This is a genomic window from Nitrospirillum amazonense, from assembly GCF_007828035.1.
Taxonomy (GTDB): domain Bacteria; phylum Pseudomonadota; class Alphaproteobacteria; order Azospirillales; family Azospirillaceae; genus Nitrospirillum; species Nitrospirillum amazonense.
Map to the genome: position 1 here is coordinate 415,525 of NZ_VITV01000005.1, position 15,913 is coordinate 431,437.

At 68.2% G+C, this 15,913-nt stretch carries 15 protein-coding genes, 1 tRNA gene and 1 pseudogene; 10 read left to right on the forward strand and 7 right to left on the reverse strand.

The genetic code is table 11. The features are described from left to right. Window positions 1–79 precede the first annotated feature (79 nt). Entirely contained in the window at window positions 80–310 is a 231-nt protein-coding gene (locus FBZ87_RS16975) for a hypothetical protein (RefSeq protein ID WP_145611522.1), read from the forward strand. 228 nt (window positions 311–538) lie between these two features. Here FBZ87_RS16975 and bioD read toward each other — a convergent pair whose 3' ends face one another. Further along, window positions 539–1,237: a dethiobiotin synthase gene (gene bioD, locus FBZ87_RS16980; protein WP_145611524.1), complete on the reverse strand. Its 699-nt coding sequence runs from the start codon at window positions 1,235–1,237 to the stop codon at window positions 539–541. After that, a complete protein-coding gene (locus FBZ87_RS16985; RefSeq protein ID WP_145611526.1) occupies window positions 1,234–2,415 on the reverse strand; it encodes an aminotransferase class I/II-fold pyridoxal phosphate-dependent enzyme in 1,182 nt (393 codons plus the stop codon). Before FBZ87_RS16985 ends, bioD begins: the two co-directional genes overlap by 4 nt. A 482-nt stretch (window positions 2,416–2,897) precedes the next feature. Between FBZ87_RS16985 and bioB the strand changes: the two genes are divergently transcribed. The 3 genes from bioB to FBZ87_RS17000 are packed head-to-tail and all read left to right on the forward strand — an operon-like array spanning window position 2,898 to window position 5,490. Then, the gene (bioB, locus tag FBZ87_RS16990) at window positions 2,898–3,974 is read left to right on the forward strand and encodes a biotin synthase BioB (protein ID WP_422394469.1); all 1,077 of its coding nucleotides are present in this window, start codon (window positions 2,898–2,900) and stop codon (window positions 3,972–3,974) included. Between the two features lie 2 nt (window positions 3,975–3,976). Then, window positions 3,977–5,278, forward strand: a complete 1,302-nt coding sequence (locus FBZ87_RS16995; protein ID WP_145611528.1) for an adenosylmethionine--8-amino-7-oxononanoate transaminase — start codon at window positions 3,977–3,979, stop codon at window positions 5,276–5,278. Then, window positions 5,275–5,490 (forward strand): ribbon-helix-helix domain-containing protein, encoded by a 216-nt coding sequence (locus tag FBZ87_RS17000; RefSeq protein WP_145611530.1) that lies wholly within the window; start codon window positions 5,275–5,277, stop codon window positions 5,488–5,490. The genes FBZ87_RS16995 and FBZ87_RS17000 overlap by 4 nt, the downstream gene beginning before the upstream one ends. Here the strand turns inward: FBZ87_RS17000 and FBZ87_RS17005 are convergent, their stop codons facing one another. After that, the gene (locus tag FBZ87_RS17005) at window positions 5,491–6,306 is read right to left on the reverse strand and encodes a helix-turn-helix transcriptional regulator (protein WP_145611531.1); all 816 of its coding nucleotides are present in this window, start codon (window positions 6,304–6,306) and stop codon (window positions 5,491–5,493) included. Window positions 6,307–6,504: 198 nt separating this feature from the next. On the opposite strand from FBZ87_RS17005, the gene FBZ87_RS17010 reads away from it, so the two are divergent. Continuing rightward, window positions 6,505–7,245, forward strand: coding sequence for a class I SAM-dependent methyltransferase (locus FBZ87_RS17010; RefSeq protein ID WP_342780920.1), 741 nt, complete (start codon window positions 6,505–6,507; stop codon window positions 7,243–7,245). Window positions 7,246–7,387: 142 nt separating this feature from the next. Here the strand turns inward: FBZ87_RS17010 and FBZ87_RS17015 are convergent, their stop codons facing one another. Next, entirely contained in the window at window positions 7,388–7,573 is a 186-nt protein-coding gene (locus FBZ87_RS17015) for a DUF1192 domain-containing protein (protein WP_040847295.1), read from the reverse strand. Between the two features lie 140 nt (window positions 7,574–7,713). On the opposite strand from FBZ87_RS17015, the gene FBZ87_RS17020 reads away from it, so the two are divergent. Next, on the forward strand, window positions 7,714–8,691 hold the full coding sequence (locus FBZ87_RS17020) for an NAD(P)H-quinone oxidoreductase (RefSeq protein WP_145611535.1): 978 nt from the start codon (window positions 7,714–7,716) through the stop codon (window positions 8,689–8,691). Between the two features lie 216 nt (window positions 8,692–8,907). After that, on the forward strand, window positions 8,908–9,540 hold the full coding sequence (locus tag FBZ87_RS17025) for a DUF1013 domain-containing protein (RefSeq protein ID WP_145611537.1): 633 nt from the start codon (window positions 8,908–8,910) through the stop codon (window positions 9,538–9,540). Window positions 9,541–9,665: 125 nt separating this feature from the next. On the opposite strand, the gene FBZ87_RS17030 is transcribed toward FBZ87_RS17025, so the two are convergent. Continuing rightward, window positions 9,666–10,754, reverse strand: a complete 1,089-nt coding sequence (locus FBZ87_RS17030) for an alkene reductase (protein WP_145611539.1) — start codon at window positions 10,752–10,754, stop codon at window positions 9,666–9,668. Window positions 10,755–10,968: 214 nt separating this feature from the next. On the opposite strand from FBZ87_RS17030, the gene FBZ87_RS17035 reads away from it, so the two are divergent. Next, window positions 10,969–11,565 (forward strand): UbiX family flavin prenyltransferase, encoded by a 597-nt coding sequence (locus tag FBZ87_RS17035; protein ID WP_145611541.1) that lies wholly within the window; start codon window positions 10,969–10,971, stop codon window positions 11,563–11,565. 59 nt (window positions 11,566–11,624) lie between these two features. On the opposite strand, the pseudogene FBZ87_RS17040 reads toward FBZ87_RS17035, so the two are convergent. Continuing rightward, a pseudogene (locus FBZ87_RS17040) lies at window positions 11,625–12,623 on the reverse strand (glucokinase); the annotation flags it as partial. A gap of 866 nt (window positions 12,624–13,489) precedes the next feature. On the opposite strand from FBZ87_RS17040, the gene FBZ87_RS17045 reads away from it, so the two are divergent. Next, a tRNA-Val gene (locus tag FBZ87_RS17045) sits at window positions 13,490–13,564 on the forward strand. Window positions 13,565–13,724: 160 nt separating this feature from the next. On the opposite strand, the gene FBZ87_RS17050 is transcribed toward FBZ87_RS17045, so the two are convergent. Continuing rightward, entirely contained in the window at window positions 13,725–14,474 is a 750-nt protein-coding gene (locus FBZ87_RS17050; RefSeq protein ID WP_145611543.1) for an enoyl-CoA hydratase-related protein, read from the reverse strand. Window positions 14,475–14,840: 366 nt separating this feature from the next. Here FBZ87_RS17050 and FBZ87_RS17055 point away from each other — a divergent pair, with 366 nt between their 5' ends. Further along, window positions 14,841–15,806 carry an RNA polymerase factor sigma-32 gene (locus FBZ87_RS17055; protein WP_145611545.1) on the forward strand — a complete coding sequence of 322 codons (966 nt, stop codon included), beginning with the start codon at window positions 14,841–14,843 and terminating at the stop codon, window positions 15,804–15,806. The last annotated feature ends 107 nt before the right edge of the window (window positions 15,807–15,913 follow it).

Here is a 15,913-nt window from a genome sequence, read left to right on the forward strand (position 1 = left end):
TTCCCCTTGCCTGAGTTCCTGATTTATGCCTTGATCGTTCCCAGTTTGTTCTTTCGCGATGTCAGCGATGGAGGACGATATGGCCGGCGCGTTTCAATGGGGGCATCTGGACCAGACGAGCATCGTGGCCGACATGGCCACCGCCGTGGCGGTCTACGCCAACCCCCGCGATGAGATCGTCATCCGCCGCCAGGGCGGTTTCGATGCCGAGGACGATGTGGTGGTCGTGCCGCTCAAGGTGGCCGAAGCCCTGCTGCGCCGCATGGAAAACCTGATCCGTGAGATCAGGGCGGAGACGGCGCTGAGCTGAGGCTCATCCTTGCTCAGTGTCCACCCGACGCCCGGCGATCAATTCATCGGTCAAGCTGCGATTAGGGGCCCCGTATTGCTTGGCCAGTTGCTGAACACGCGTCACCGCTGCCGCAACCGCATCATGGTCGAGGTGCGTCGGGGATAGAGGGGTGGCGTTATCATCGTCGGCTGACATGCTGCCGATAGTGCCATCACTTCCGTGCGAAGTCCCGCAAACACCTCGGGATTACAGCCCCAACGCCCCCAGCAGCGCGTCGAACGCCGTGTCCGCCTCTTCCACCCGTTCCACCCTGGGCACCGCCGTCAGGGGGATGCCGGGGGCGAAGCGGGCGAGGGTGGTGAGCGTCTCGGCCATGGGCACGGTGGCGCCGGGGGTGGCGCTCACGGCGATGGCGGCGACCCGCAATCCCCGGCGGGCCAGGACGTCCAGGGCGGTCAGGGTGTGGCTGAGGGTGCCGAGATAGCTGCCCGTGACCAGCAACAGGGGCAGGTCCAGCGCCACCATCCAGTCCAGCACCGTGCGGCTGCCGTCCAGCGGCACCATGGCGCCGCCGACACCCTCCACGAACAGCGGGGCGGCGGCGAAGGCCGTCTTTTCCCGGCACCATTCGATCATGCCGTCCACGTCCAGGGGCCGGCCCTCGCGCGCCGCCGCCATGTCGGGCGACAGGGGGGCGGCGTAGCGGTGCGGGCTGATGCGCGCCACCTCCGCCGGGGTGACCGGCCGGCCCATGGCTGCCAGCAGCTGCGCGGGGTCGCTGGCCGCCAGGCTGGCGGCATCCTCCAGATCGATCCCGCTGACCACGGGTTTCAGGGCGGTGGCGGCGATGCCCTTGGCCCGCAGGCGGCGCACGAGGCCGGATGTCACGAAGGTCTTGCCGATGTCGGTGCCGGTGGCGGTGACGAAAAAGGCGGGGACGGTCATTTGGGGCTCTCGACACTCTTGAGCGGCAGCACGCGATCGCGGATCAGGCCGGCCAGGCGCTCGATCTCCGCATCCGGCGTGCGGGCGGTAAAGGTGATGCGCAGGCGGGCGGTGCCGGCCGGCACGGTAGGGGGGCGGATGGCGGTGACCAGCAGGCCCTCGTCCTCCAGCAGGCGCTGGGCCTGCAAGGTGACCTCGGCGCCGCCCAGCACGATGGGCACGATGGGGCTTTCGGCGGAAGGCAGGTTCAACAGGGCGGTGAATCGCCGGGCCTTGGTCACGGGCAGGGCGCACAGGTCGGGGTCACCCTGGATGATGTCCAGGGACGCGATGGCGCCGGCCACCGTGGCGGGAGGCAGGCCGGTGGAATAGATCAGGGTGCGCGCCCGGGTCTTCACCAGGTCGATGACCGCCTGGGAGGCGCAGAGATAGCCGCCATAGCCGCCCACCGCCTTGCTCAAGGTGCCCATCTGCAGCGGCACCAGCGGCTTGTCGCCGAAGGCGAAGCTGGAGCCCCGGCCCTCCGCCAATACACCGATGCCGTGGGCGTCGTCGGTCATCAGCCAGGTGTCGTGCTGCGCGCACAGGTTGGCGAGGGCGGGCAGGGGGGCGAGATCCCCGTCCATTGAAAAGACGCCGTCCGTCACCAACAGGGCGCGGCCATGGCGCGGCCGATATGTCGCCAGCACCTGGGCGGCATGGTCCATATCGTTATGGCGGAAGATACGCAGGGTGGCGCCCGACAGCTTGGCGCCGGCCCAGATGCAGGCGTGCGCCAGCTCATCCACCACCACCAGATCCTTGGGCCCCACGAAGGTGGGAATGATGCCGGCGTTGGCCAGATAGCCGGAGCCGAAGACGCAGGCCGCCTCCGTCCCCTTCAAGGCAGCCAGCTTCTGCTCCAGCACGGTGTAGAGCGGGTGGTTGCCGGTCACCAGGCGCGAGGCGGCGGCCCCCACGCCGTACCGCTCCACCGCCGCCACGGCCGCCGCCTTCACCCGGGGGTCGTGGGCCAAGTTCAGGTAGTCATTGCAGGAGAAGGACAGGAGGCGCCGGCCCCGGCGGGTGATCCACAGGCCGCCCTCGCCATCGCGGTCGCTGTCCACCAGCCGGCGGCGCAGCGAGGCGGCGTCCATCTCGGCCAGCTTGGCCTCGGCGAATTCGGTCAGGGACTGCATGAAGGCGCCATCGGTTGGGATCAGATCGGGCGGAGCTTAATGGCAAGCGCCGGCCGGACGCGTGCGAAAGTGCGGCGCCTGGGTTGCGGGTGTCAAATTCCGGCCCCATCTCAGCCTACGGACGCGCTTGGGCTGTTGCTCGCCCTGCTTTGATGCGCGACCGTGGAGGGGGGGCCCTTTGGCTGAGGAAGAATCCCGCTGGGCTGAACGCCTGAACGATTGGTCCTGGCTGGTCGAGATTGTCGGCCAAGTGGTGATCTCAATTCTTGAATCGGTGTTCACGGCGCTGGTCTAGCGGCGCCGCGCAATCATCTGTCGCGCCGGACCTGTCGCCTCTCACCAAGTTTCCCCGAGATCCGCCGGCGGCCGGCGCCGCCCCGGTTTTTCTTGACCGGTCCCCGCCGCTGCCGTTAGGTGCGGGCTGGCCTTGAGCTTCGGCCCGGCCCCGGTATTGCCCCGGTATCCCCCAAGGAAACGCACCCGTGACCGCCATCGACATCAGCCGCCCCGCCGCCTTCTCCGCCCCTGTCATGGAGAGCGACGACGTGCGCAACGACTGGACGCGCGCCGAGATCCAGGCGCTGTTCGACCTGCCCTTCACCGAGCTGGTGTTCCGGGCCGCCGCCGTGCATCGCCGTCGCTTCGATCCCACCCAGGTCCAAATCTCCACCCTGCTGTCCATCAAGACCGGCGGCTGCCCGGAGGACTGTGGCTACTGCTCGCAGAGCGCGCACCATGAGACGGGCCTGAAGGCGTCCAAGCTCATGGAGGTGCAGAAGGTGCTGGCCGAGGCCAAGGCCGCCAAGGACGCCGGCGCCACCCGCTTCTGCATGGGGGCCGCCTGGCGCAGCCCTAAGGACCAGGATCTGGAATCGGTCTGCGCCATGGTCGAGGGTGTGAAGGCGCTGGGCATGGAATCCTGCGTCACGCTGGGCATGCTGAATGCCGGCCAGGCCCTGCGCCTGAAGGAGGCGGGCCTGGACTATTACAACCACAACATCGATACCTCGCCCGAGTACTACGGCAACGTCATCACCACCCGCACCTACCAGGATCGGCTGGACACGCTGGCCAACGTGCGTGAGGCCGGCATCAACGTCTGCTGCGGCGGCATCGTCGGCATGGGCGAGGATCTGACCGACCGCGTGGGCATGATCCACACGCTGGCCACCCTGCCGCAGCACCCCGAGAGCGTGCCGATCAACATGCTGATGAAGGTGGACGGCACGCCCCTGGGCGGCAAGGACGCGCTGGACGCCCTCGATTTCGTGCGCACCATCGCCGTGGCCCGCATCACCATGCCGGCCTCCATGGTGCGTTTGTCCGCCGGCCGCGAGGGCATGAGCGACGAGACCCAGGCCCTGTGCTTCCTGGCCGGCGCCAACTCCATCTTCTACGGGCCGAAGTTGCTGACCACCGCCAACCCGGTGGCCGACCATGACAAGCGGCTGCTGGCCCGCCTGGGCATGACCACCATGGATATTGTGGAAGAAGGCTGCGCCGACGAGGAGCACGCCGGCCACGCCGCGGATGCCTGTTCCGGGGCGTGCGGCCACTGATCATGGGCAGACCTGGGTCGTTTCCCGACCGGAATAATAATTGGTTTCAGCAGGGCGGCCGGCACATCTGGCTGCCCTACACCCAGATGAAGACGGCGCTGCCGCCCCTGCCTGTGGTGGCGACGGAGGGGGTGCGCCTGACCCTGGCCGATGGCCGGCGGCTGGTGGATGGGGTGGCCAGCTGGTGGACAGCCTGCCACGGCTACAACCACCCCCACATCCGCGAGAAGGTGGCCGAGCAGATGGCGCGCATGCCGCACGTCATGTTCGGCGGCCTGGCGCATGAGCCGGCCTATACCTTGGCCAGCCGCCTGGCGGCCATGCTGCCGGGCGACCTCAACCGCGTGTTCTTCTGCGACAGCGGCTCCGTCTCCGTCGAGATCGCCATGAAGATGGCGACGCAGTATTGGCTGAACCGGGGGGTGCCCGGCCGCACCAAGCTGGCGGCCTTCCGCGGCGGCTATCACGGCGACACCATCGCCACGATGGCGGTGTGCGACCCGGAAGAGGGGATGCACAGTCTGTTCGCCGGATTGCTGCCCGAACATCTCATCCTGGACCTGCCGGTGGATGAGGAGTCGACGGCGCGGTTCGAGCGTGATCTGGCCGCCCATGCCCACACCCTGTCCGCCATTCTGGTGGAGCCCCTGGTGCAGGGAGCGGGCGGCATGCTGTTCCATGACTCCCAGGTGCTGCGCACCCTGCGCGCGGCTGCCGACCGCCATGGCCTGCTGCTGATCTTCGATGAGATCTTCACCGGTTTCGGCCGCACCGGCGCCCTGTTCGCGTGCGAGGCCGCCGGCGTGGTGCCCGACATCATCACCCTGTCCAAGGCCTTGACCGGCGGCACCATGGCCCTGGCCGCCACCGTGGCCAGCGACCGAATCTTCCAGGCCTTCTGGTCGGACAACGCCCAGGCGGCCCTGATGCACGGCCCCACCTACATGGCCAACCCGCTCGCCTGCGCCGCCGCCAACGCCTCCCTCGATCTGTTCGAGAGCGAGCCCAGGCTGGCCCAGGTGGCCGCCCTCTCCCGGGGCCTGGCGGCGGGCCTGGAGCCCTGCCGCGACCTGCCCGGCGTGACCGACGTGCGCGCCCTAGGCGCCATCGGCGTGGTGGAGCTGGAGCGTATTGCCGACATGAACAGGCTGAAGCGGCGCCTGATCGACAGGGGGGTCTGGGTGCGGCCCTTCGGCCGCATCGTCTACCTCACCCCGTCCTACACCATGGACACCGACGACCTGGCTTTCCTCACCCGGGCCGTGGTCGATGCCGTGACCGAGCATCAGCGAGCCACCGCATGACCCTGCGCAAGCGTTCCGTCCTGATCGCCGGCCACCCCACCAGCGTGACGCTGGAGGAGCCGTTCTGGGAAACGCTGAAGGACATGGCCGTGGCCCGCGGCCTGTCGATCAACGCCCTGGTGGAAGAGGTCGACGGCAACCGCGACGGCAACCTGTCCAGCGCCCTTCGCGTCGCGGCGCTGCTGTGGGTGAAGGGGAAGGTCCCGGCCTGATCAACCGGCCGGCACCCCAGCGGGCACCCCAATGGGCACCAGCGTCACCAGCTTCACATCCGTATGCCCCGCCAGGGCGAAGGTCAGCTGCTCATAGCGCAGGGGGCCGTCGGCCGGGTGTTGGAAGGCGCGCTCGCCACCAGCGCGGGCGGTGACCGCGTGGGCGTGCCAGAGGTTGGCGAACAGGGGGCTGCACTGGCTGACGTCCGCCACCAGGGCCCGCATGGCGGGATCGTTCAGGTGATGGCTATAGTCCACGCGGAACTCCGCCACCACCCGCCGCGCCCGTTCCGCCCAGTCGGGGATCAGGGCCTGGGCGGCGGGGTTCAGGAACAGATAGCGCAACTGGTTACGGTCACCGGCGTGATCCAGCCAGCCGGTGAACAGTCGTGCCGCGGCGGCGTTCCATGCCAGGGCGTTCCAGGTTCGGTCCAGCAGATAGGCCGGGTATGGGACGCCCCGGACCAGGGCGTCCAGCGCCGCCGGCACGGGCGCGTCATCCCCGGCGGCCGCCTCGTCCGGGTCGCGCTTGCCTGCCAGCTCGAACAGATAGGCGCGCTCCGCCGCTGACAGGCGCAGGGCCACCGCCAGGCGTGCCAGGGCGCCGGGGGAGATGGAGACGTCGCGGCCCTGCTCGATCCAGGTGTACCAGGTGACGCTGACGCCGCTCAGCTGCGCCAGTTCCTCCCGCCGCAGGCCGGGCGTGCGGCGGCGAGGCCCGGGCGCCAGGCCCAGGGCCGCCGGTGACAGCCGTTCCCGCTGCGCCCGCACGAACTCCCCCAGCTCGCGCCGTTTCGAGGTATCCAGGATGTCCATGGGCGCGGGCCTTTAAGGAGGTAGCAGTTGATACCAGTATAAACCTGGATCTGGTACCAGTTTAAGGCTCTGTCACCTTGGCGCTCCACCCCGCCGAACCGGGGCAATCTTGACCAAGAAACGGAGTAGGGAATGACCATCCAGCACGCGCCTCAAACGCCCGGTCAAACATCCGCGGGCCGCGACCAGGAATCGCTGGTGGCTGGCCAATTCGGGCCACAGGCCGCCGCCTATGTTGCCAGCGCCGTCCACGCCCAGGGGGAGGATTTGCGGCAGTTGGCCAGCCTAGTGGCGGGCAAGGGCTATAAGACGGTCCTGGACTTGGGCTGTGGCGGCGGGCATGTCGCCTTCACCGTGGCGCCGTACGTGGGCCAGGTGGTTGCCTGCGACCTGTCGCCCGACATGCTGGACGCCGTGGCGGCGGAGGCTGGTCGGCGGGGCCTGGCCAATATCGAGACGCGGGTGGGCCGCGCCGATGCCGTGCCGGCCGGTGACGCCGACTTTTGCGCGGTGATCAGCCGCTATAGCGCCCACCACTGGCCGGATCTGGCGGCCGGCCTGCGGGAGGCGCGGCGGGTGGTGAAGCCGCGCGGCATCGCCGTCTTCATGGACGTGGTGACGCCGGGTCAGCCGCTGCTGGACACCTTCCTGCAAAGCATCGAGCTGCTGCGCGACCCATCGCATGTGCGCAATTATTCGGTGGCGGAATGGCGGGCGGCCCTGGCGGCGGCGGGTTTCCGGGTCACGGGCGTCACGGAGCGGCGCCTGCGCCTGGAGTTCGCCAGTTGGATCGCGCGCATGACCCCGCCGGACAGCCATGTGGCGGCCATCCGGTCCCTGCAGGGGCGGATGGCGGACGCCGTCACCGGGCATTTCGCCATCGAAGCCGACGGCACCTTCACCCTGGATACGGCGACGTTCGAGGCCGTCCCGGTTTGATTATTGGAAAGTCCTCAGTCGCCGGGCGCCCGCATCCGCGGGCTTGGCTTCCTCGCTTTCCAGTTCGCCTTCGGCTTCCCGGAAAGCTCCGGCGGATGCGGTCGCATCCCATGGCGGCGTGAGGCGAAAGCTCATGCCGCCGCTAGCTTTTGAAAAACGCGGCGGCGGCGTTCAGTGAGGCCTGCTTGGCCTTGATGGCGTCGTCCACCCGCGCGATCTCCGCCTCCAGGCTGTTGCGGTATTCGCGCAGTTCCCCCACCGACAGGCGGGCGATGTCCAGGAAGCTGCTGGGGCGGCTCGGCGGCGGGGCGATGTCGTCGGTGTCCATGGGGCGGCTGCCTTTCCTGTGGAGGGTCGGCCCTCCGGCGTGTCGGTTGTCACTGTGCCGCCGGGGCCCTACATGGTGCAAGACCCCAAGCGGCGAGGGGACCATCCCCCGCCTGACGTAGTCGCGGAGATCCTGCAACCATGCGTGCCATCGCCATCACCCAACCCGGCGGTCCCGAGGTTCTGAAGCCCATCGAGCGGCCGACGCCGCAACCCGGTCCGGGCCAGATCCTGATCCGGGTGGCAGCCGCCGGCGTCAACCGGCCGGATTGCCTGCAGCGCGCCGGCAGCTACCCACCGCCGCCCGGCGCCTCCGATCTGCCGGGGCTGGAGGTGGCGGGCACCGTCGCCGCGCTGGGCGAGGGGGTGACGGGTTGGACGGTGGGTGATGCCCTCTGCGCCTTGGTCAACGGTGGCGGCTATGCCGACCATGCCGTGGCGCCAGCCGGCCAGTGTCTGCCCGTGCCGGAAGGCTTCAGCATGGTGGAGGCGGCCGCCCTGCCGGAGACCTTCTTCACCGTCTGGACCAATGTCTTCGACCGTGGCCGGTTGGCGGCGGGGGAAAGCTTCCTGGTCCATGGCGGCACCAGCGGCATCGGCACCACGGCCATCCAGCTGGCCAAGGCCTTTGGCGCCCGCGTCTTCGCCACCGCCGGTGGGCCGGACAAGGCCAAGGCCTGTGAGGACATCGGCGCCGATCGCGGCATCGACTACAAGGCGGAGGATTTCGTCGCCGTGGTGAAGGAGGCGACCGGCGGCCGGGGTGTGGACGTTATCCTAGACATGGTGGGCGGCGACTATGTGCCGCGCAACATCGACGCCCTGGCCGACCAGGGCCGCCACGTGACCATCGCCTTCCTGCGCGGGCCCAAGGTGACGCTGAACATGGCGCCGGTGATGACCAAGCGCCTGGTCCTGACCGGGTCGACGCTGCGCCCGCGTTCGGCGGAGGAGAAGGCCGCCATCGCCGCCAGCTTGGCGGAAAAGGTGTGGCCGCTGCTGGCGCGGGGAGAGGTCCGCCCGGTCATCTTCAAGACCTTCCCCCTGGAAGAGGCGGCGGCGGCGCACGCGCTGATGGAAAGCAGCAGCCATGTGGGGAAGATTGTTCTGACTGTTTAAGTCTGGAAAAACTCTACGGCAAGGGGAGGCGCGCCCATAAAAAGGCGTGGCCTCGCCCGTCGCGGGCCTCTATATAGCTCATGTACGCGTCACAGTTTCCCGTCCGGCTGCGTGGGGCCTTCAGCCCGCGCGACGGGCGGATATTGCTTTTCGCGACCTTATTCACGGGTTTTGATGCGTGTTGGCGGAACGTTCCGCCACGGGTTAGGAGGAAGCATGGCACTGCCCTTGATGCCGAAGGCGACCGCGGTCTGGTTGGTTGAGAACACCGCGCTGTCCTTTGAGCAGATCGCCGAATTCTGCGGCATGCACTCGCTGGAAGTGCAGGCCATCGCCGATGGCGAGGTGGCGATCGGCATGGTCGGGCGCGATCCGGTGGGCAACGGCGAGTTGACCAAGGATGAGATCGAGCGCTGCGAAAAGAACCCGGACCTGAAGCTGCAGATTCGCATCCACGACCTGCCGCAGCCGATCGCGCGCGCCAAGGGCCCGCGCTACACCCCGGTGACCAAGCGCGGCGACAAGCCCGATGGCATCGCCTGGCTGCTGAAGAATCATCCGGAACTGTCGGACGCCGCCATTTCCCGCCTGATCGGCACCACGAAGCCGACCATCGCCGCGGTGCGCGACAAGACCCACTGGAACACCAGCAACATCAAGCCGCGCAGCCCCGTGCTGCTGGGCCTGTGCAGCCAGCGTGAGCTGGAGGCCGCCCTGTCCCGTGCCCGCCGTGGCCTGCCCGAGCCGGAGCTGGAGACCACCACCCTGCTGGAAACCGCCGAGGATCGCGCCCTGGCTGAACAGCAGGCGGCCCTGGAGGATGAGGAACACGAGGAGATCGAGGACTGATCCTCCGATCTCTCGCGGATATAGAAGAAGGGCGGCCCCAAGCGAGGCCGCCCTTTTCCTTTCCGGAAATTCCACGCGCACCCCACCGGCATGAGGATGTCATGCCGGTGTTGAGGCAAACGGCGTCAAGCAGCGCTGGGCCAGTCCGTGTAGCCCTTGGCACCGCCGCCGTAGAACGCCTCCTGCGGGGCCTGCGCCAGGGGTGCGCCGGTCTTCAGGCGGTGCACCAGGTCGGGGTTGGCGATGAAGGGACGGCCGAAGGCCACCATGTCGGCACGGCCCTCGGCGATGGTGCGGGCCGCCAAGTCGCGGTCATAGCCGTTGTTGGCGATATAGCCGCCGCCGAACTTTTTCCGCAGGGCCTGGAAGTCGAAGTTCTGGGCACCATTGGGACCGCGCGTCTGCCCTTCCACGCAATGTAGATAGGCCAGGTTCAACTCACCCAGACGCTCGGCCAGGAAGCCGTAGGTGCCGTTGGGGTCGCTGTCCAGGGGGGTGTTGCCCGCCGCCTGGGTGATGGGCGACAGGCGCACGCCCACCCGGTCCGATCCCCAGATCTCAGCCACGGCCTGGGCCACCTCCACCGTCAGGCGGGTGCGGTTCTCCACACTGCCGCCATAGCGGTCGGTGCGGTGGTTGGTGCTGTCGCGGATGAACTGCTCCAGCAGGTAGTTGTTGGCGGAGTGCACCTCCACCCCGTCGAAGCCGGCGGCCTTGGCGTTGCGGGCGGCGTTGCGGTAGTCGTCGATGATGCCGGCGATCTCTGCCGTCTCCAGGGCACGGGGCGGGGAGGGCTGGGCGAAGCCGTTCTCGACATAGGTCTCACCGCCTGCCTGCAGGGCGCTGGGCGCCACCGGGGCGGCCCCGCCCTCTTGCAGGCTGGTGTGGGAGATGCGGCCCACGTGCCACAGCTGCAGCACGATGTGGCCGCCAGCCTGGTGCACGGCGTCCGTCACCGCCTTCCACGCCGTCACATGCTCCGGCGTGTAGATGCCGGGCGTATAGGCGTAGCCGCGCCCCTGGCGCGAGATGTTGGTGGCCTCGGTGATGATCAGGCCGGCGGTGGCGCGCTGGCGGTAGTAGTCCACGGCCAGGGGGGTGTGCACCCCGTCCATGCCGGCGCGGGCCCGCGTCAGGGGCGCCATGGCGATGCGGTTGGCGACGGGGATGGCGCCGATATGGGCGGGCGCGAAAAGATCGGGAGTGGTGGTCATGGTCGAACCCGTTCCTTCTGGGGATGGCTTGAGAGGCCATGGTTAACGGCACGCCCATGAACATAGGTCCACGACGGTGTCCCTTTAAGTCCGCCGTCGCGACATGACCCTTCACGATTGGGAGATAATGGCGCGTCCGTCCTGACGGCCGTTGTTTCATCCAAAAACAATTCCGGTGGACGGCGGCGCCGGGGCGGCGCTACATCCCAGCATCATGACCAACGCCCCCTCCCGCCTCATCGTCGGCATCAGCGGCGCCTCCGGCGTGCGATACGGCGTGCGCCTGCTGGAAACCCTGCGCTCCCTGCCCATCGAAACCCACCTGGTGATGAGCCGCTCGGCGGAGATGACGCTGGCGCATGAGACGGATATGAAGCCCGCCGAGGTGCGGGCCCTGGCGGATGTCAACCACGCCATCGCCGACGTGGGGGCATCCATCTCCAGCGGCAGCTTCCGCACCCTGGGCATGGTCATCGCGCCCTGTTCCATCCGCACCATGAGCGAGATCGCCACCGGCGTGACCTCCAGCCTGCTGACCCGGGCGGCGGACGTGGTGCTGAAGGAACGGCGGCGCCTGGTGCTGATGGTGCGGGAAACGCCCCTGCACCTGGGCCATTTGCGCACCTTGACGGCGCTGGCCGAGATGGGGGCCATCATCGCCCCGCCGGTGCCGGCCATGTACATCCGGCCGGCCAGCGTGGACGAGCTGGTGGATCATACCGTCGGCCGCATCCTGGACCTGTTCGACATCGACAGCGGTCGACTGCGCCGCTGGGGCGAGGTGCCGCCCGGGGATGCAGAGATCGGGTGAGAGAGCTCCTGGAGCTAAAAAGAAAAGAGCGCCGCGGGGCCCGTGGCGCTCTTTTCTTTTTAGCCGTCCAGCTTGGCCGTCAGGCCCAGGAAAGCAGGCAGCGGGTGGGTCACCACGTAGGTGGGGATGGGACCCAGATAGTCGCGCATGCGGCCCTTTTCCACGAAGCGCTTGCGGAAGCGGCTGTGGGTGAAGAAGGACAGGATGCGCGGCGCGATGCCGCCGGCGATGTAGACACCGCCGCGCGCGCCGATGGACAGGGCCAGGTTGCCGGCCACGGTACCCAGCATGCCGCAGAAGGTTTCCAGCGCCTCGATACAGGCCGGGTCGCCGGCATGGGTGGTGGCCGCCGCCGTGACCTGGGCGGCGGTCAGGCGCGCCGGCTCCTTGCCGTCGGCCAGGCACACGGCCTCATACAGGTTGACCAGGCCGGGGCCGGACAGCACGCGTTCCGCCGACACATGGTCGAACTGCTTGCGCAGCACCGCCAGGATGGCCGACTCCCGGTCATTCACCGGGGCCATGGTGACGTGGCCGCCTTCCGTCGCCAGCGCGGTCCAGCCGGGCTGGCCGTTGCTGCGCTTGCGTGGAATCAGGGATGAGACGCCCAGGCCGCTGCCCGGGCCCAGGACGGCGATGGGTGCGTCCGCCACGGGCGCGCCGTCCCCTACCTGCGCCCGGTCGTCGGGGCCCAGGGCGGGAATGGACAGGGCCACAGCGGTGAAGTCGTTGACGACCTCCAGTCGGTCCAGCGACAGCGAGCGGCGCACGCCGTCGATCGAGAATTCCCACGGCAGGTTGGTCATGCGGATGCGGTCGCCGGTTACGGGCCCCGCCAGGGCAATGGCGGCCTGCTTGGGCCGGGCGCCCGGCGCCTCCAGTGCCAGATAGGCCTCCGCTGCCGCTTCCAGCGAGGGGTAGTCGGCGCAGGGCAGGATGCGCACGCCCGAGATGCTGGCGGCGTGGGCATCGTGCGGCGCCGTTTCCGAGGATTCGGAGAGGGCAAACCTGGCGTTGGTGCCGCCGATGTCCGCCAAGAGCGAGAGGCCCTGCATGGGTGACGCCTTCCTTTTCCGTTTCCTTCCCGTTCCACCGACCGGCCGGCCTTATATCCGGCCGCCGGGATGCGTACCCCATTATACAGATAGGGGACGCGCCCGGGGGGAAACCCCGCCCGCGCGCGTTTTCCGCACCCGACTTAGAGCGTGGCGGAGACAGCGCTGTCAATATCATTGGTGTAAGAAAATTGGGGCATAGGGCGCTCTTGCGATGTAACGCAATTACATGATGTTCTCTTGAATCAATGTGTTGCGTCGCACAACGGTCGGAGTAAGCCGATTTTCACTGGCCCCAGGCAATCGACTGAATAATCAAGATTCTTCGCCCGTGGTGCATTTTCCGCTTGATCAACCGGCCCTCGATCGGCATATTGTGCAGTGCGACATGGCCGCGATTGTGGTTCTGTCGTAACGCACTTCTTGGGCGTTTCCTCCCTAAACTCAAGGCCGCGCCGATAGGCGCGGCCTTCTTTATTTCCGGGGTCCTGGGCCTTTTCCGCCGCTGTCTGCTGGGGGAGATCCGACCGACCCATCCTGTACCCCAAGTGACGCGGACTGTTTTGGCGCCCCGGCCGCCCACTGCGCGCGGTGAGCTGCGTGTGGGGCACCGGTAGCGTCACCACGGCTGGGGGAGATGAACCCCACGGTTCCATTGCGACCTTTCAGTTCCCCGCGACGACGGCGTTCGCCCACGGCGTCTGCCCTATGTCTTCAAGGCGGTCGTCGGCCTTCAGCGGCCCGGGGAAGAAAATTTTCGATTTGATGAAACAGAAGGGTTGCCAGCCGGTTCGGGCGATGCTACACAGCCGCCCACGCCGATGACCCCGGCAACGGGGCCCCGCAAAAATCGGCGGATTTCGAAGGATGGGCGCGTAGCTCAGCGGGAGAGCACTACCTTGACATGGTAGGGGTCACAGGTTCAATCCCTGTCGCGCCCACCATCCTTCCCCAGCAAGATCAGTACGTTAAAGCCGCGACGGGCAACCGGACGCGGCTTTTGTGTTTCTGGTCCGGACAGGACCGATGGTGTCAACGGGGCGATGCCCGAGGCGCGGCCCGCCCGCATCCCAGACGCTCAGGGACACGGGCGGGATAGCCCCATCAGCGGCTTTTGGACAGGAAGGCCTGGAAGGCGGCCTTGGCCTCGGGGCTGGTCAGTGCCTGGGCGAAGAGGGTGGCCTCACGCGCCATGGCCTCCAGCACCTGGGGCGTATCATGGCGCATCAGGGCCTTGGTGTTGGCCATGGCCGCGCGTGGCTTGGCCGCCAGCGCCGCCGCCTTGGCCGCCGCATGCTCATAAAGCGTTTCCGTGGGGATGACGGCGTTGATCAGACCCGCCGCCTCCGCCGCGTCGGCCGTCAGCGCCTCACCCGCCATCAGCATGGCGGCGGCGCGGGGGTGGCCCAGCAGCCGGGCGGCCAGCACGCTGGAACCCGCCTCCGGGACCAGGCCCAGGCTGACGAAGGGCATGGCGAAGTGCGCGGTGGGGGCGGCGTAGACCAGGTCGCAATGCATCAGCAGGGTGGTGCCGACGCCCACCGCGTGGCCTTCCACCGCCGCCACCACGGGCTTGGGGAATGTGGCCAGCGCGCGCAGGAAGCGCATCACCGGGGTGTCGGCTGACAGCGGCGGTCCGGCCAGGAAGTCCGCCAGGTCGTTGCCGGCGGTGAAGCTGCCGCCCGATCCCTGGATCAGCACCGCGCCCACGGCGTCATCCGTGGCGGCGCCGGTCAGGGCCTCGGCCAGGGCCGAATACATGGCACCGGTCAGGGCGTTGCGCTTCTCCGGCCGGTTCAGCACCAGGGTGCGGACCCCGTTCCCGTCCTCCACCAGGACCGCGGCTTGACTCATCTTCTCATCTCCCAAGGTGTCCCCGGCGGCGGCGCTGCGGCGTCCGGCCCGGCGGTTAGTGATTGCTTATCCCGGGATGCTGCCGCAGCCGGGCACGGCGGGCAAGGCTTGCATGATGACATTCACTTCGGGTGGCCCGCCGCAGAGGCGCCAAGCGCGCCGGAACCATCCGTTCGCGGCGGCGGTTGAAAGGGCGTTGGGTATGCCGCGTGCTTGTTCAAGGCTGTTAACCCAATCTTTAGATGTCCCAGCAAAAGATGACAGCGTGGTGAACGGGGCGCGTCGGTTTTGCTGCCCCCACCACCTCACTCTGGGCCAAGTCCGGCGCCGATGTGCGGCCAGGACGGTACTGAAAGGGGACGGGCGATGGGTTCATTCTCTTCTGAGTCGGTCGACCTGCTGCGGGCCTACACGGCCCAGGCCAACCGCTATCCCATGCTGTCGCCCGAGCGTGAGCTTGAGCTGGCCAACCGCTGGACCGCCAGCCAGGACCAGCGCGCCGCCGACGAGCTGGTGCACAGTCATATGCGGCTGGCCATCAAGATCGCCTCCCGTTATGCCCGGTCCGGCCTGCCCGTGGGTGACCTGGTGTCTGAGGCCAACATCGGCTTGGTGAAGGCGGTGCAGCGGTTCGACCCGTCGCGCGGTTTCCGCCTCGCCACCTACGCGCTGTGGTGGATCCGGGCGGAGGTGCAGTCCTACGTCCTGCACAATTGGTCCATGCTGAAGGGGGGCAACACCGCCGCCCTGAAGCGCTTGTTCTTCAACCTGCGCCAAGCCCAGCGCCGGCTGGGCGTCCACGACCGCATGATGACGGACGAGGAGGCGGAGCGCATCGCGGTGGAGATGGACGCCACGGTGGAGGAAGTGCGGGAGATGGAGCATCGCTTCGCCACCCCCGTCGCCTCCCTGAATGTCTCCATGGGCGAGGATAATGACCAAGAGGCCATGGACCTGCTGGCCGACGATACCGAATCGGTGGAAAGCCGCCTGGCCGAAGGCAGTGAGCTGCGCCAGCGTAAGGGCCTCATGCTGGATGCGTTGAAGGCGCTGGGCGACCGCGAGCGCCACATCTTCATTTCCCGCAACCTGGCGGACGAACCGGTGACGCTGGAGCGGCTGGCCCAGCATTACGGCGTCAGCAAGGAACGAATCCGCCAGATCGAGACCGGCGCCTACAGCAAGGTGGCGCGCAGCGTGCGCCGCGCGGCCGAGGGCGGCACCATCACCGCCCCCATCCTGCCCATGGCGGCCAAGCGCGCGAAGTCTGGCATGGGCCGCGTGCCCACCGCCAACGACATCATGGCCCAAGCCGCCCGCTCGGCGGCTTGAGGTTTGATCTGAGTCCCCTCAAGCGGCGGGCGCGGGCATGCGCCCGCTTGCCTTGTCCTCGCTGCGCCCCTCGGTGCTCGCTCCGGCGGCCGCAGACGCGGCCTAGT

Coding starts and splice junctions, on each gene's coding strand:
- FBZ87_RS16975 (WP_145611522.1), top strand. CDS start 80: ATGGCCGGCGCGTTTCAATGGGGGCATCTGGACCAGACGAGCATCGTG.
- bioD (WP_145611524.1), bottom strand. CDS start 1,237: ATGACCGTCCCCGCCTTTTTCGTCACCGCCACCGGCACCGACATCGGC.
- FBZ87_RS16985 (WP_145611526.1), bottom strand. CDS start 2,415: ATGCAGTCCCTGACCGAATTCGCCGAGGCCAAGCTGGCCGAGATGGAC.
- FBZ87_RS16995 (WP_145611528.1), top strand. CDS start 3,977: ATGGGCAGACCTGGGTCGTTTCCCGACCGGAATAATAATTGGTTTCAG.
- FBZ87_RS17000 (WP_145611530.1), top strand. CDS start 5,275: ATGACCCTGCGCAAGCGTTCCGTCCTGATCGCCGGCCACCCCACCAGC.
- FBZ87_RS17005 (WP_145611531.1), bottom strand. CDS start 6,306: ATGGACATCCTGGATACCTCGAAACGGCGCGAGCTGGGGGAGTTCGTG.
- FBZ87_RS17015 (WP_040847295.1), bottom strand. CDS start 7,573: ATGGACACCGACGACATCGCCCCGCCGCCGAGCCGCCCCAGCAGCTTC.
- FBZ87_RS17020 (WP_145611535.1), top strand. CDS start 7,714: ATGCGTGCCATCGCCATCACCCAACCCGGCGGTCCCGAGGTTCTGAAG.
- FBZ87_RS17025 (WP_145611537.1), top strand. CDS start 8,908: ATGGCACTGCCCTTGATGCCGAAGGCGACCGCGGTCTGGTTGGTTGAG.
- FBZ87_RS17030 (WP_145611539.1), bottom strand. CDS start 10,754: ATGACCACCACTCCCGATCTTTTCGCGCCCGCCCATATCGGCGCCATC.
- FBZ87_RS17035 (WP_145611541.1), top strand. CDS start 10,969: ATGACCAACGCCCCCTCCCGCCTCATCGTCGGCATCAGCGGCGCCTCC.
- FBZ87_RS17050 (WP_145611543.1), bottom strand. CDS start 14,474: ATGAGTCAAGCCGCGGTCCTGGTGGAGGACGGGAACGGGGTCCGCACC.
- FBZ87_RS17055 (WP_145611545.1), top strand. CDS start 14,841: ATGGGTTCATTCTCTTCTGAGTCGGTCGACCTGCTGCGGGCCTACACG.